A 14,866-nucleotide genomic window follows, 5' to 3' on the forward strand; every position below is an offset into this window, starting at 1 on the left:
TCGTCCTCTATATCCGAAGAGTCCCAGTCGCTTACGCGACCGGACCTCCGAAGATCTCGATGGGCTTGCTGTCGGCGGAGAGCGTTACGAGCGCGCGCTTGGTGTCCTTGCGCTTGCCGTAACCGAACCGGGTCCGCTTACGCTTGCCCTGACGGTTCATCGTGTTGACGCTGGTCACGGTGACGTCGAAGATTTTCTCGACGGCAATCTTGATCTGCGTCTTGTTCGAGTCCGGGTGCACCAGGAACGTGTACGTGCTTTCTTCGATCAGCCCGTAGGACTTCTCGGAGATGACCGGTGCCAGCAAGATGTCGCGGGGATCGGCGATCGTGGTCACTTGCTTGCCTCCTCGTTCTTTGCAGGCCCAGCGATGAAGGTGTTCAGCGCTTCCACGCTGAAAACGACATCATCGGCGTTGAGCACGTCGTAGGTGTTGAGCTGGTCGGGTGCAATGGGGTGCACGCCGTCCAGGTTCTGAACGCTCTTCCAGGCTGCGATGTCCTCGCGGCCGACGACGAGCAGGACCTTCTTGCGGTCCGAGATCTCGGCGAGGAACGTCTTCGCACCCTTGGTGGACGGAACCTGTCCGGCAACCAGTTCGGTGATGACGTGCAGGCGCTCGCTGCGGGCCCGATCGGAGAGGGCTCCGCGCAGTGCGGCGGCCTTCATCTTCTTGGGGGTCCGCTGGCTGTAGTCGCGCGGCTGCGGTCCGTGGACCGTGCCACCGCCGACGAACTGAGGAGCGCGGGTCGAGCCCTGACGGGCGCGGCCGGTGCCCTTCTGCCGGTACGGCTTCTTGCCGCCGCCGCGAACCTCGCCACGAGTCTTCGTGGAGTGGGTTCCCTGACGAGCAGCTGCCAGCTGTGCGATGACGACCTGGTGCAGCAGCGCAATGTTCGCCGGTGCGTCGAAGATCTCCGCGGGGAGATCGACGGTGCCGTTGGTCTTGCCGCCGGCTTCCTTGACATCGAGCGTCAGCTTGGTCTCGGTGTTCTTCTCGAGGCTGGTCATGCCCGTGCACCACCCTTCAATGCAGACTTGACGATCACGACGTTGCCGCGACGGCCCGGGATCGCTCCCTTGATCAGCAGCAGACCGTTCTCGCTGTCCACCTTGTGGACCGAGAGGTTCTGCGTCGTGACGCGGTCGCCACCCATACGTCCGGACATGCGCATTCCCTTGAAGACGCGACCGGGCGTTGCGCAGCCACCGATGGATCCGGGGCGACGGTGCACGGCCTGTGCGCCGTGGCTCGCTCCCTGGCCCTTGAAGCCGTGACGCTTCATGGTTCCGGCGAAGCCCTTGCCCTTGCTGGTGCCGGTGACGTCGACGTATGCGCCGTCCTCGAACACTGCAGCGGTGAGCTCCTGGCCGACCTCGAACTGCGAGGCGTCGGCAACGCGGATCTCCACGATGTGGCGACGCGGGGTGACACCTGCCTTCTCGAACTGGCCGGTGGTGGGCTTGTTCACCTTGCGCGGGTCGATCGCACCGAATGCGACCTGGACGGCGCTGTAGCCGTCACGTTCCTGGGTGCGGATCTGGGTGACCACGTTGGGGCCTGCCTTGATCACGGTCACCGGAACGACGCGGTTGTTCTCGTCGAAGACCTGGGTCATTCCGAGCTTGGTGCCCAGAATTCCTGTCGCAGGCCGGTTCTTGTTATCAGTCATCGTTGTCTCCGCGCTCACTGGATGTTGACGTCGACACTGGCCGGGAGGTCGATGCGCATGAGCGCGTCCACCGTCTTCGGTGTCGGGTCGAGGATGTCAATGAGCCGCTTGTGAGTACGCATCTCGAAGTGTTCGCGCGAGTCCTTGTACTTGTGCGGCGAACGGATGACGCAGTACACGTTCTTCTCTGTCGGCAACGGCACCGGTCCGACGACGCGGGCACCCGTACGGGTGACCGTTTCGACGATCTTGCGCGCTGACGCGTCGATCGCCTCATGGTCGTAGGCCTTGAGCCTGATGCGGATCTTTTGTCCCGCCACGCTTAGTGTCCTTTTCTTGCCGCTTGGTCGTAGAACGGGCCGTTCGGCCTGCTCCACCTCGTCTGCACAGTCCCCGAGCCGGGGGAATCCCTCCGACTCGAACTGCCTTCGTGCACACACGACAGTGAAAAACGTTGACGACCAGGCGTGACCTGTATCCGTTGCCGCTCTTCATCTGTCATGGTTCTCCGGTCCACGCGGTCGGGCGTGTCGCGATTCCGCTCATTCTTCTGCGCTGAAACTTTCGCTTCAACCATCCGAGGAAAACGAAACCCGCACCATCGAGCTGGTGGTCCGGACGCGCTCACGTGGAGCGCTGGTCTCATGTTCTGCTCAGTCGACCCTTCGATCGACTCACCTGGTTCAGGCCGCACGCAAGCGCGTCCCGTGTCCAGGCAACCCGACCAGTATGCCGCAGACCGGGCAACAGATCAACTCGGGCTCCGACTATGGACCCCGACCGATCTTACCGAGCAGTAAGGTAGCGCAATGACCACTGTCGAGCACACGACCGGAGCGACCTATCGCGCCTGGTCGAAGCTACCCAACAACACCGTCGGCTCCACCCTCTTCTCGGTCGGCATGTGCCTGCGGGTTCCCTACTTCGCATCGGTGCTGCCCCGCGTCGTCGCACTCGAGCCGGGCCGCTGCGAGGTCACCGCGCCGAAATGGTTCGGTATTCGAAACCACCTCGGCACGTTCCACGCCATCGCTGCCTGCAATCTCGCCGAGGTCGCCATGGGCATGCTCGCCGAAGCGACCGTACCGACCTCGCACCGATGGCTTCCGAAGTCCATGAACGTTCAGTACCTGACGAAGGCCACCACTTCGCTGCGCGCCGTCGCCGAACTCGACGAGATCCCCGATTTCGGGACTATCACCGATGGAATCGACATCGTCGTGCCCGTCGCGATCCGCGACACCGCAGGCATCGAGGTGGTGCACGCAGACATCACGATCTGGGTGTCCGCTGCGTCCCGTTGACATACTCGACCGATGAACACGGTGACGGGATCGGAGCACGATAACTCGGCAGTGGTGGTCGGCGGGGCGGGAGCTGTCGGTCGTCTGATGGCCGACCTGCTGCGCGGCGACGGCATCCCCGTCACGATCGTGGACATACAGGCCCGTCCCGACGCCACGTCGCCCATCACGGTCGGCAACATCCTCGATCCCGACGACCAGCTCGCCTCGGTGCTCGCGGCAGCAGCCACGGTGATTCTGGCGGTGCCGGAATCGGTGGCGCTGGCAGCCGACCTGTCCGCTGTGCGCCCGGACGCCCTGCTGGTGGAAACCTTGTCGGTCAAGTCCGGCTTCGCCCGCCACCTGGACGAGACCGATCGACTCGGCTCCATCGTGGGGATCAATCCCATGTTCGCCCCCTCGCTGGGGATGACCGGACGCCCGGTGGCCGCCGTCGTGCATCGCCAGGGACCACCGGTTGACGCCTTCCTGGAAAGCATCTCGCGATGGGGTGGCCGAGTGGTCGTTCTCGACGCCGAACGCCACGATCGCCTCGCCGCAGCGACGCAGGCTCTGACGCATGCCAGCGTCCTGGCGTTCGGCCTGGCGCTGGCCGAACTGAACCTCCCGTTCGTCGACATAGACGCCGTCGCGCCTCCCCCGCACACGACGATGCTCGCCGTGCTCTCTCGCATCACCGGCGGGGAACCCGAGGTCTACTGGGATGTCCAGGCCGGCAACCCTCACGCCGCCGAGGCCAGAGCCGCCCTGCATCGTGCGACGCAGACGGTGAGCGAGACGGTCGACTCGGGGTCCGAGGCCGAGTTCGCTCGACTCCTCACGCAAGCGGAGTCCGCGCTGGGCGGGAGCGCCGATCGGTATCGAGCCGTGTGTGCAGAGATGTTCGGTATCGTTCGAGGCACCGGTGGTAATCGATGACCACGGATCGTCCGGACGCAGGTTCGGTTCACGAGGAGGCGAGGCACACGATGTTGGAACAGCCGTCGTTGCCGGAGTTCGACTCCGACGATGTCGTGGAGAGTGCGGTCGTCGCACGGTTGGCGAAGAACTGGGCGCAACGCGCAACGGTGAAGAAGCCCGAACCCGAGCTGGACGATCTGTTCGATACGGCCAAGCAGGATTTTCCCGACGCCCTCATCCCCTTCGGCGAACACGACACTTTCACTGGCGCGACCCCCGAGCAGCAGGATCGATTGCGCGCGTGGGGCTGGATCGCATTCAACAAGAATGTGATGGACGTCGAGCAGCACGTCGTCCACCCAGGTTTTGCCCTGCTGGCACAGGATGTGTTCGAGACCGGCATGGGCGACACCCTTGCCGTCGCGGTGACCCAGGCGATGGTCGACGAGCAGTACCACACGCTGATGCACCTCAACGCGAGCGCAGCGACCCGCCGCGGGCGAGGCTGGGCTCTCTCCGAGCGGTCCCTGCCCTTCAGCTCCACCGTTCGCCGGCAGCGCACGGCACAGGCGAACAGCGATGACGCCTGGTCGGCTGCGATCAGCTCGCTCGCCTTCATGACGGTCGCGGAGATCTCTATCACGTCCTACCTGGATCTGATCGAGGACGATGACGTCATCCAGCCCATCAATCGGGCGACCGTCAAGCTGCACAACCGCGACGAGTACTGCCATGCGTCGATTGCCGACGACATGGCCGCGATCGTCTTCGACCGACTCGGAGCGGACGACCGCCATAAGTTCCTGGACGGTCTGGTCGACGGCATGGATGCGTTCTCGAGCAGTGACTTCTCCACCTGGAGGCGCATTCTCGAACTCGAGGGCGTGCGCGGTGCCGACGCGATGCTCGCGGACGTCGAGCAGGACAAGAGCCGCCGTGCACTCGTTCAGGACTACAGCGGGTTGCGGTCGCTGTGCCGAAAACTCGACGTCGAGGACAGCATCGATATCGACTGGGGTTGACAGCCGAGGTCACCCGGCCCTGACCCGCAGGTAACATTTCCGGGGAATTCCGGTATCAACCAGTGGCCCTCGACCCATGGGTCCGGTCCCACCATCCGTCCCAACAGCTCGGAGATTCGATGTCGTCAGCTCAACACGCAGCCGTACACGTGGAGGACGTTCACAAGTCCTTCGGTGATGTGCATGCGCTGCGCGGCATCAGCTTCTCCGCCGAGCGAGGGACCGTACTGGGCATTCTCGGCCCCAACGGTGCAGGCAAGACCACCACCGTCAAGGTGCTCTCGACCCTGATCGCACCGGACAGCGGCAGAGCCTTCGTCGCCGGCCACGACGTGGCTGCCGATGCCCCGGCAGTGCGGCGCTCGATCATGATGACCGGGCAGTACGCAGCGCTCGACGACACCCTGTCCGGTCGCGAGAACATCGAACTCTTCGGCCGCCTGATGGGCCTGGACAAGAAGGCAGCCAAGGCCCGCGCCAAAGCACTGCTCGACGAGTTCGACCTGTCCGACACCGGCAAAAGGCCCGTACGTGGGTACTCGGGCGGCATGCGCCGACGCATCGACATCGCCTGCGGTCTGGTCGTGAGGCCGGAAGTCGTGTTCCTGGACGAGCCGACCACAGGCCTCGATCCACGCAGCAGGCAGGGTGTGTGGTCGTTGGTCGAGGCACTCAAGGCCCAGGGAATCACCGTGCTGTTGACGACGCAGTATCTCGAAGAGGCCGACGTCCTCAGCGACAACATCATCGTCATCGACAAGGGCACCGTGATCGCCGAGGGCACGTCGGATCAGCTCAAGGCCATGACCGGTGGCAGCTACTGCGAGGTGGTTCCTCTCGATCCCGGGCAGCTGCGCGCGGCCGCCGAAGCATTGGGCGACATGGTCCCGCCTGCGGTACACGCCGAGATCACCGCGGCCTCCGACCGACTGTCCGTGCCCGCACCCGACGGCGCTGCGACTCTGTCGGAGATCCTGCGGCGTATCGACGCACAGGGCATCGTGTTGGCCGACATCGCGCTGCGGCGCCCGTCGCTCGACGACGTGTTTCTCACCCTGACCGGCCACTCACAGACGAGTTCGAGCTCGTGACGGCCACTACGCGAGGCGTCCCCAAGACGCAGGCACGGGTCGTGGAGCGCACCGGTGCCGGGTCGACGACTCAGCAGCCGAAACGGCGATCGAGAACGAGACCGTCGGGCTTCGTGCAGTGGCAGGCCCTCACCGGCCGTGCCCTCTGGACCATGCTGACCAAGGGCGAGTTGCTGATCGCGGTCATCGCCCCGCTGATCTTCACCATCGGCTTCTACCTGCCGTTGAAATTCGTGATGGGCCTGCAGGGCATCAACTACGCGCAGTTCCTGATGCCGATCATCGTGCTCCAGGCCATGGCGTTCACCGCTATCTCCGCCGCGCAGAGGGCATCGACGGAGGCTATGAGTGGACTGAATTCTCGTTTGAAGACGATGCCCGTCGTACGCGGTGTCCCACTGGTGTCACGAATCTCGAGCGGAGTCGTCCGCTCGCTGGTGTCCCTCGTATCCGCCCTCGGTTTCGGTTATGTCATCGGTTTTCGCTTCACTGCAGGATTCGGTCAGGCCCTGTTGTTCTGTGCACTCGCCATGCTGATCAGCACCACGTTGTCGATCGGTGCCGATGCGATCGGGACGCTGTCCAAGAGTCCCGAAGCAACCAGCCAGGTACTGACCCTCCCCCAGCTCATTCTCGGTATGGCCTCGTGCGGGTTCGTTCCGGAAACTGGTTTCCCAGAACTCATCCGACCGTTCGTACGCAATCAACCGATTTCGCAGTTTTCCTTCGCGATGCGCGACATGGCCGAAGGCGGAGTCAGCTTTCAAGTGTTGTGGCCGTCGCTCGCGTGGGTGGCCGGCTTGATTCTGTTCTTCGTACCGCTCGCCATCTGGGCGAGCTCCAGGCCGGAATGACGAGGCCGAGATGACGATGTCAGAAGCGTCGGTGAACACCGCGCGCGTTTCCAACTTGACCTTTCCCGAGCCCAATATGGCCCTCCGAGAAGGGTCGATCCGTGCGCTCTGGACCCACAGTCTGATCCAGGCCAAGCGCCTGTTGATGCGATGGATGCGCGATCCGTCGACGATGATCCAAGCGTTGCTGTACCCCGCGCTGATGTTGGTCATGTTCCGCGTCGTGCTCGGCAACTCGATTTCCGCAGCCACCGGATCGCCGGCGATCTACGGTCAGGTGCCGATGATCGCTCTGGTCGGAGCCATGTTCGGATCGATCGTCAGCGCTGTCGGTCTCAAGGGCGAACGTAAATCGGGTTTGCTGTCACGGTTCTGGACGACACCCACGCACCGGGCCGCCGGTCTGCTGGGCAGGATGATCGCCGAAGCCGTCCGGGTGCTCGTCACCACCATCGTCATCACCTGCGCCGGTGTGGCACTGGGGTTCAGGTTCACCCAGGGAGTTCCAGCCGGCATTCTGTTGATCTTGTTGCCCGTCGTATTCGGTATCGGGTTCGCGGTGATGATCACATTCCTGGCCACTGTCGCCGGTGATGCACCCCTGGTCGAGGTCGTGTCGATCTTCGCGACGCTGCTCATGTTCTTCAACGCCGGCTTCGTACCCGTGCTCGCGTATCCGCCGTGGCTTCAACCGGTCGTTGCGGCACAGCCGATGTCGGTCGCGGTCAATGCAATGCGAAACCTGGCAATGGGTGGTCCGGTCCTGACACCGGTGTTGCAAACACTTGCGTGGTCACTGGGAATGGCCGTTGTGTTTCTGATCCCGGCCATCCGCGGTTACAAGAAGGCATCGTCCAGCGGCTGATCCCCGTGCGTGTGCAGCTCGGCCCAGTGCACGGTTCCCTCGGCAAGACCGTTCGAGGCCTGGAATTTCCCCGGTGATGTCCGACACACCCACTGGCTCCTCGGCTCGGCCGGAGTGCACCCTTGACCCACGTGCGTGTAACGAATGGATGACCGATGTTACGGTCGACAGCACGGACCAGCCGGAACCGGCGGTCCCGTTCCACGCCTTCACACGAGATCGAGGCCATGTCGAAGACGCTTACCCGAGTGCTGCCCGCGGCGGTTGCCGCTGCCGTAGCCGGTGCCCTGTGCCTGACCGGGGCCGGAACGGCGACCGCTGCGCCCTCCCCCGCCGGTACGTCGGTGTCGACCACTCCCGTACTGGAGGGGGCCAACGACTTCGGGTGCGTTCCCAGTGCGGCCCATCCCCGTCCGGTCGTACTCGTGCACGGAACCAAGATGGACGCGTCGACGTGGAAGTCGCTCGCTCCGCAGTTGAAGAGTGAGGGGTACTGCGTCTTCGCCCCCAACTACGGCGGCGTCTCGCTTCTGTTCGATCCGAACACGACCGTGTGGGGTTCGGGCGACATTGCCGAGTCGGGACGTCAGATCGGCCGGTTCGTCGACGAAGTACTTGCGGCCACCGGTGCCGAACAGGTCGATCTCGTCGGCCATTCACAGGGTGGCACATCTTCGCGCCAGTACATGAAGTTCGACGGCGGTACAGATCCACAGGATCCGGCCCGAAACAAGGTACACACTCTGGTCACCCTCGGCGCGACCAACCACGGCACCACGTTCGGCGGTTTGCAGCAGCTCACCGAGTTGATCACCTCCCTCGGTCTCCCCGGTGACGCGCTCACCCCGTTGATCTACAACATGGCCGGTGCACAGCAGTTGGTCGGCTCTACGACGTTGACGAGTCTTAACGATGGCGGAGACGTTCAACCAGGAGTCGAGTACACCGTCATCGCCACCCGCAACGACACGGTATCGACGCCGCCCGGAAACACCTTCCTCCGGTCCGGCGACCCGTCGGTGGTGCACAACGTGTGGGTTCAGGACGTATGCCCGGCCGCAACGACCTCGCACATCGGCCTCGTCACCGATCCGGCCCCGCTGTACATGGTCCAATCGGCACTCGATCCCGACTTCGCTGCCTCGACACCGGCACCCTGCTGAGTTCGACCCAATAGTTCGACTGGGGCCTCACGACGTCACGTCGTGAGGCCCCAGTCGTCTTCTACGGCTACCGGTCCAACTCGGACTGCAACACGGGTCCGATCTCCGCGAGCGCAGACTGCGAGGCCATCTGCCAGTGCGTGGAATGCACCGGGACGACCGTGACGCCCTCGCTGACCGACCCGGCCCACGTCGACGCCGCCACGCTTCCTGTCGGATCGTCGACGACCGACGCGAAGAGAACCGACCGCCCGAGAAACAGCTGGGGTACATACGCTTCCATCAGCTCGGCCGAGCGGGCGATCCCGTCGAGCATCCCGGCGACCCGTTCGCGAGATATCGCATCGAACGGTGCAGGCATCGACGCCAACAGTTCCGCCGCAGAATCGATCGTGAGCTCGCCGATCTCGATATCGGAGGCTGCACCGAGACCCAGGCCGCCGAGCATCTCACCGGCCGACACGGGACGGTCCACGAGGTGGTCGGTCCTGCCCGCGACGAACGAATCCATCATGGCCAGTGTCGCTACCGACTCGCCGTCACGCTGCAGTTGCACAGCCATGGCGTGAGCGATCGATCCGCCCATCGACCAGCCGAGCAGGTGGTACGGGCCGGACGGCTGCACGGTGCGAATCCTGTCCACGAACAGGGCTGCCCACTGCTCGATCGATTCCGGTAGGGGTTCGGCTCCGGAGAGGGCAGGAGACTGCAACCCATAGATCGGACGGTCGTCGCCGAGGTACGCCGACAGTCCGCCGAAGGCCCAGGACAGACCAACGATGGGATGGATGCAGAACAGCGGTGAAGAGGAACCACCGATCCGGAGGGGAATGAGTGTCTCGAGCCCGCTGGATTCGGTCCCCTCGCCCGGCGACGCTGTCGCTGCCGTGACCCGCTCGGCGAGCGAGGCCACCGACGCATCGACGAACAACCAGTTCAACGGTATCGGCCCCCCGCCCACAGCTGCACGGATCTCGGATACCAGCTTCACCGCCAGCAACGAGTTGCCGCCGAGCGCGAAGAAGTCGTCGTCGAGCCCCACCCGCTCGACACCCAGCACCTCGGCGAACACTGCGGCGACCGTTTCCTCGACCGCTGTCTGTGGTGCTTTGAACTCGCGGGTCTCGAATTCCGGGGCCGGCAGCGCCCGACGGTCCAGCTTTCCCGCCGCATTGAGCGGGAGCGTGTCCAGAACCACGAACGCCGACGGCACCATGTACGACGGCACCGCCGACCCCAACTCCGACCGCACCGTCTCGACGTCGACATCTGCCCCTACCGCAGGCACCACGTACGCCGCCAACGACTCCCCCACCGACAACTGCGCCACCATCACAACGGCCTGACTCACCGACGACAACGCGGTCAACGCCGTCTCGATCTCCCCCAACTCGATCCGCTGCCCACGGAACTTGACCTGGAAATCGGTTCTACCGATGTATTCGAGTCGACCGGCATCCATCGACCACCGCACCAGATCACCGGTGCGATACATCCGCGCTCCCGCATCACCGAACGGATCGGCGACGAAACGCTCCGACGACAGATCCGGCCGCGCAACGTAACCGCGAGCCAACTGCACCCCGGACAGATAGAGCTCACCCGGCACACCGACAGGAACCGGATGCAATCGCGAATCCAGGACGTACACAGAGGTATTCCACTCCGGCACACCGACAGACACCGAACCGTCGACAGCGACGTCCTCGGACACATCGCGGTAGGTGACACTCACCGCGGCCTCGGTCGGACCGTACAAATTGTGCACCCGAGCATTCGACACGGCCCGGCACGCAACCACGGTCCGCGCGGGCAACGCCTCACCGATCACGAAAATATGCCGAAGCGAAGAAATTGACTGCGCAGCAACCGATTCGGCAAACACCGTCAACATGGACGGCACGAAGTCCGTGACGGTCACACCGTACCGCGAGATATCGGACGCAACGGCGTCGACATCGCGTTGCGCTCCGGGAGCCGCGACGATCAGCCGACCACCGGTACGCAGCGGCAGGAAGAACCCCCACAACGAGACATCGAACGTCGTCGCCGTCTTCTGCAGATACACATCCGACGCGTCGAGTCCGTACTCGTTCGCCATCCACGCCAGCTGATTGACGATGGCGCGGTGTTCCACCGCCACACCCTTGGGACGACCGGTCGACCCCGACGTGAACAACACGTACGCCAGGTCGTCCCCGGAGGCGCGCGAAAACATCACCGACCCGGACGGCTCCGGCGGATCGGTGATGTCGACGACCGGAATCGCTGTCCCCGTATCGAATTCGTCCCGCGCCGTCGACAGAACGACAACCGGCGACGCCGTGTCGAGAATGTAGTCGTTGCGCTCGGCCGGCTGATCCGGATCCACCGGCACGTACGCCGCACCGGACCGAAGCACGGCATACATCCCGACCACCAACTCGACGGAACGACGCATCGCGAGCCCCACCAACACACCGGGCCCGGCACCGTGCTCATGCAACAGCTGCGCAGTCGTATCCACCCGGTCCGAGAACTCCCGATACGTCAACGAGCTGTCACCGAACACCAACGCCACCGCATCCGGCGAATCGGCCACCACTCGGTCGAAACCGTCCAACAGCACCTCACCCGTAGCGGCCGCGGAAACCCGAGTGTCGTTGACCACCGACACCAGCCGATCACGCTCACCGGAATCGAGCACATCGATATCACCGACCGCGAGGTCGGGTCGCGCGGTCACCGTGTCGAGAACGGCCACCAGCCGCCGCGCGAACGATGTCATGGTCGACTCGTCGAACAGATCCGTCGCGTACATCAACTCACCGACCAGACCTGCGTCCCCGCCCAGCTCGGTGAACGTCACCTGCAGGTCGAACTTCGCCGATGCCGCGCCGGAACCGAACGCCTCGACGCTGAGATCTGGCAGCTCGAACGAACCCTGGGAGAAGTTCTGGAAGAAGAGTGCAACCTGGACCAATGGGTGTCGTCCCTGCGACCGCACAGGATCGAGTACCTCGACCAGACGCTCGAAGGGAACGTCGACGTTGTCGAAGGCCTCGAGGTCGGCCGTGCGCACCGTGTCGAGAACCTCGGTGAACGAGGCACCGGAGTCGACGACGGTTCGGAGCACCACGGTGTTGACGAACATGCCCACCAGATCGTCCAGCCGCGCGTCACCGCGGCCACCCACCGGCGCTCCAACGGCAATGTCGGCCGTACCCGACAGTGTCGCCAGCAGCACGGCCAGCGCGGCGTGCACAACCATGAACGGGGTCGCCTCGCTCGTGCGGGCGCACTCGAGCACCCGGGCATGCAGCTCGGGGTCGATTCCGAACGGCACCACCGCTCCTCGACCCGACGCGACCCGCGGTCGCGGCCGATCGGAGGGAAGCTCCAGCTGCTCGGGTAGGGCGTCGAGCGCGTGCTGCCAGTAACGAATCTGATTGCTGGCGACGGACTTCGGGTCCGATTCGGAACCCAGCATGTCGAGTTGCCACAGCGTGTAGTCGACGTACTGCACCGGCAGCGGCGTCCACTGCGGTACCGAACCCGTGCGTCGCGCAAGGTATGCCGTCATGACGTCGCGAGACAGCGGAGCCATCGACAGACCGTCGGCCGAGATGTGGTGTGCCACGAAGGCGAGTACGTACTCCGGCGCAGAACCGGCGGGGTCGGTGATCTCGAACAGCCGGACGCGGAACGGAATCTCGACCGTGACGTCGAAGCCCATGGTGAAGAACGTCGTGACGCTGTCGAGAGCGCTCTCGCGGGCGACGGGCACCACGGCCATGTCGACCTGCGCATCGGCCCGGTCGAGTACCTGCTGATATCCACTGCCGTCGATCTCGGGGTAGACGGTGCGCAGCGATTCGTGACGGCCCACCACATCGAATACGGCGGCCTGCAGCGCATCGACGTCTAGTGGACCGCGCAGCAGCAACGCGACCGGCACGTTGTTGAGCGCCGAGGCGGTGTCGAGTCGGTTCAGGAACCACATGCGTTGCTGAGCGGACGACAGTGGAATGTGTTGCGGCCGCGCCCTCGAGGCATCGAGCTGGGCCCGAACCGGAGCGTCTGCCGAGGCGACGGTGTTCGCCAGCGCTTCCACAGTGGACGACTCGAACACCGAACGCGCCGGTACGTGCACGTTCAGGGCCGCACCCAGCCGAGCCGCGAGTTTGGTGGCGATCAACGAATTGCCGCCGAGCACGAAGAAGTCGTCGTCCAGACCGACCCGTTCGACCCCGAGCAATTCGACGAAGATGTCGGCTACCGCCTGCTCCACGCCGGTCGACGGAGCGCGGAACTCCGCGACCTCGAACACCGGCTCCGGCAACGCATCTCGATCGAGCTTGCCGGTGGGAGTCAGCGGTATCGAACCGATCACGGTGACCACCGACGGCACCATGTGTGCAGGCAGGCTGCGTCCGGCCGCGGCGAGCAGTTGGTCGACGTCGAGTTCGACCCCTGTCGCCGGCAGCACGTAGGCCGCGAGAACCGTTGCTCCCGTGGTGCTCCGGTAGCCGAGCGTCGCTGCGAACTCCACACCGTCGAGTGCGGTCAGAACCGCGTCGATCTCGCCCAGCTCGATCCGGAACCCCCGAATTTGGACCTGAAAGTCGTTGCGGCCCATGTATTCGATCACGCGTCCGGACGCCCCGTCCCGCCACCGCACGAGGTCACCGGTTCGATACAGCCGGGCCTGATTCGAGTCACCCTCCCCCGCGTACGGGTTCGCGACGAAGCGTGCTGCCGTCAGCCCGAATCGACGATGGTAACCACGGGCCAGGCCCGCCCCGGTCAGATACAGCTCGCCCGGGACACCAGCAGGGACCTGGCGGAGCCGGTCGTCGAGAACGTGATAACCCATCTCCCTGGTGGACGGCCCGAGCAGCACTGCCTCGCCTGCGTTCAGCGGTTGCGAGATGTTGCACACCATGGACGCTTCGGTGGGTCCGTAGACGTTGTGGAACCTGCGGCCGGTGGCCCATTTCGACATCAGTTCCGACGAGAAGGCCTCACCGCCGACTGCCAGCACTCGCAGTTCGGGTACATCGGCCGGGTCGAGCGACGCCAGTGCCGCCGGGGTGATGAACGCATGAGTGACGCGGTGGCGTCGTAGCACCTCGCCCAGATCGGCACCACCGTAGACACCCGGTTCGATGATGACCATGGTCGAACCGGCTGCGACTGCCATCAGCAGTTCGAGAACGGAGGCGTCGAAGCTGGGGGACGCGAAATGCAGTGTGCGAGAATCGGAGTCCAGACCGTACGTCTCGACCTGTGTGGCAGCCAGTGGTGCCAGGCCCGCCTGGGAGACGGCAACGCCCTTCGGCAGCCCCGTCGAGCCCGAGGTGTAGATGACGTATGCGAGGTCGGTCGTGCGGATCGGTGCGCGTCTGTCTTCCGCGACGACCGAACTGTCCGAGAGCCGACTCAGTTCTTTCTGGGTGTCCGATGCATCGAGCGCGATCCACGACACCGCACTCGGCATGGCGGCCTCGAACTGCGATGCCGTGACACCCATACGGACACCCGAGTCGGCGGCCATGTGTTCGATGCGCGCAGCCGGGTAGTTGGGGTCGATCGGCACGAATGCGGCTCCGGTCTTGGCGACCGCCCACACCGCCATGACCGATTCGATCGATCGAGTCAGCGCCAGCGCCACGAAGTCTCCTGGCCCGACCCCGCGTGAGAGCAACAGACGGGCCAGCCGAGACGATCGGGAATCGATCTCCCGATACGTCACCGACCTGTCCCCGAATTCGGCCGCGATGCCATCCGGGTTCTTCTCCACCGCCGCCGCCAGCAGCGTCGACAGCGAAACGGTACGGGCGGGCCGAGTACGCGTCGGCCGAGATCGCGTAGGTCGGGGGCGGGTCGGTCTGCCGCCCACTCGACCGCCGGACTCGGACGGTGTGCCGGTCGATCCATCCGCACTCATCTTAAGCAATGACTCCTCACCAGTGTTGCGCCGCACCGTCGACTGTGGGGGGTGACCACCGGTCA

General features: G+C 64.6%; 12 protein-coding genes. 7 read left to right on the forward strand and 5 right to left on the reverse strand.

Going from position 1 to position 14,866, the window contains the following annotated elements; all coding sequences use genetic code 11:
- Window positions 1–31 precede the first annotated feature (31 nt).
- Genes rplW through rpsJ form a run of 4 tightly spaced genes read right to left on the reverse strand, consistent with a single transcriptional unit; the run spans window position 32 to window position 1,993 of the window.
- Window positions 32–337 carry a 50S ribosomal protein L23 gene (gene rplW / locus AABD04_RS16415; RefSeq protein WP_341441809.1) on the reverse strand — a complete coding sequence of 102 codons (306 nt, stop codon included), beginning with the start codon at window positions 335–337 and terminating at the stop codon, window positions 32–34.
- A complete protein-coding gene (gene rplD / locus AABD04_RS16420; RefSeq protein ID WP_008718317.1) occupies window positions 334–1,011 on the reverse strand; it encodes a 50S ribosomal protein L4 in 678 nt (225 codons plus the stop codon). The genes rplW and rplD overlap by 4 nt, the downstream gene beginning before the upstream one ends.
- Entirely contained in the window at window positions 1,008–1,673 is a 666-nt protein-coding gene (gene rplC / locus AABD04_RS16425) for a 50S ribosomal protein L3 (protein ID WP_027496309.1), read from the reverse strand. Before rplC ends, rplD begins: the two co-directional genes overlap by 4 nt.
- Window positions 1,674–1,687: 14 nt before the next feature.
- A complete protein-coding gene (rpsJ, locus tag AABD04_RS16430) occupies window positions 1,688–1,993 on the reverse strand; it encodes a 30S ribosomal protein S10 (RefSeq protein WP_003938093.1) in 306 nt (101 codons plus the stop codon).
- Between the two features lie 489 nt (window positions 1,994–2,482).
- On the opposite strand from rpsJ, the gene AABD04_RS16435 reads away from it, so the two are divergent.
- The 7 genes from AABD04_RS16435 to AABD04_RS16465 all read left to right on the forward strand — a co-directional run bounded on the left by AABD04_RS16435 (window position 2,483) and on the right by AABD04_RS16465 (window position 8,872).
- The gene (locus AABD04_RS16435; RefSeq protein WP_341441810.1) at window positions 2,483–2,977 is read left to right on the forward strand and encodes a hotdog fold domain-containing protein; all 495 of its coding nucleotides are present in this window, start codon (window positions 2,483–2,485) and stop codon (window positions 2,975–2,977) included.
- Window positions 2,978–2,989: 12 nt separating this feature from the next.
- Window positions 2,990–3,895: a prephenate dehydrogenase dimerization domain-containing protein gene (locus tag AABD04_RS16440; RefSeq protein WP_341441811.1), complete on the forward strand. Its 906-nt coding sequence runs from the start codon at window positions 2,990–2,992 to the stop codon at window positions 3,893–3,895.
- Window positions 3,896–3,945: 50 nt separating this feature from the next.
- Window positions 3,946–4,899, forward strand: coding sequence for an AurF N-oxygenase family protein (locus AABD04_RS16445; protein WP_341443085.1), 954 nt, complete (start codon window positions 3,946–3,948; stop codon window positions 4,897–4,899).
- A gap of 119 nt (window positions 4,900–5,018) precedes the next feature.
- Window positions 5,019–5,990, forward strand: a complete 972-nt coding sequence (locus AABD04_RS16450; RefSeq protein WP_243594723.1) for an ATP-binding cassette domain-containing protein — start codon at window positions 5,019–5,021, stop codon at window positions 5,988–5,990.
- Window positions 5,987–6,844 (forward strand): ABC transporter permease, encoded by an 858-nt coding sequence (locus tag AABD04_RS16455; protein WP_243594722.1) that lies wholly within the window; start codon window positions 5,987–5,989, stop codon window positions 6,842–6,844. Before AABD04_RS16450 ends, AABD04_RS16455 begins: the two co-directional genes overlap by 4 nt.
- 10 nt (window positions 6,845–6,854) lie before the next feature.
- Entirely contained in the window at window positions 6,855–7,709 is an 855-nt protein-coding gene (locus tag AABD04_RS16460) for an ABC transporter permease (protein WP_341441812.1), read from the forward strand.
- A gap of 227 nt (window positions 7,710–7,936) precedes the next feature.
- Window positions 7,937–8,872 (forward strand): esterase/lipase family protein, encoded by a 936-nt coding sequence (locus tag AABD04_RS16465; RefSeq protein ID WP_243594720.1) that lies wholly within the window; start codon window positions 7,937–7,939, stop codon window positions 8,870–8,872.
- A 67-nt stretch (window positions 8,873–8,939) separates the two neighbouring features.
- On the opposite strand, the gene AABD04_RS16470 is transcribed toward AABD04_RS16465, so the two are convergent.
- Window positions 8,940–14,801 carry an amino acid adenylation domain-containing protein gene (locus AABD04_RS16470; protein WP_341441814.1) on the reverse strand — a complete coding sequence of 1,954 codons (5,862 nt, stop codon included), beginning with the start codon at window positions 14,799–14,801 and terminating at the stop codon, window positions 8,940–8,942.
- Between the last annotated feature and the right edge of the window lie 65 nt (window positions 14,802–14,866).

The sequence above is a fragment of the Rhodococcoides navarretei genome, from assembly GCF_038069675.1.
In the GTDB taxonomy this organism is placed as follows: domain Bacteria; phylum Actinomycetota; class Actinomycetes; order Mycobacteriales; family Mycobacteriaceae; genus Rhodococcoides; species Rhodococcoides navarretei.

What these genes read in the sequence shown, in the direction of transcription:
- AABD04_RS16435 (WP_341441810.1), top strand. Translation starts at nt 2,483, where the DNA reads ATGACCACTGTCGAGCACACGACCGGAGCGACCTATCGCGCCTGGTCG.
- AABD04_RS16445 (WP_341443085.1), top strand. Translation starts at nt 3,946, where the DNA reads ATGTTGGAACAGCCGTCGTTGCCGGAGTTCGACTCCGACGATGTCGTG.
- AABD04_RS16460 (WP_341441812.1), top strand. Translation starts at nt 6,855, where the DNA reads ATGACGATGTCAGAAGCGTCGGTGAACACCGCGCGCGTTTCCAACTTG.
- AABD04_RS16465 (WP_243594720.1), top strand. Translation starts at nt 7,937, where the DNA reads ATGTCGAAGACGCTTACCCGAGTGCTGCCCGCGGCGGTTGCCGCTGCC.
- rplC (WP_027496309.1), bottom strand. Translation starts at nt 1,673, where the DNA reads ATGACTGATAACAAGAACCGGCCTGCGACAGGAATTCTGGGCACCAAG.
- AABD04_RS16440 (WP_341441811.1), top strand. Translation starts at nt 2,990, where the DNA reads ATGAACACGGTGACGGGATCGGAGCACGATAACTCGGCAGTGGTGGTC.
- AABD04_RS16450 (WP_243594723.1), top strand. Translation starts at nt 5,019, where the DNA reads ATGTCGTCAGCTCAACACGCAGCCGTACACGTGGAGGACGTTCACAAG.
- rplD (WP_008718317.1), bottom strand. Translation starts at nt 1,011, where the DNA reads ATGACCAGCCTCGAGAAGAACACCGAGACCAAGCTGACGCTCGATGTC.
- AABD04_RS16470 (WP_341441814.1), bottom strand. Translation starts at nt 14,801, where the DNA reads ATGAGTGCGGATGGATCGACCGGCACACCGTCCGAGTCCGGCGGTCGA.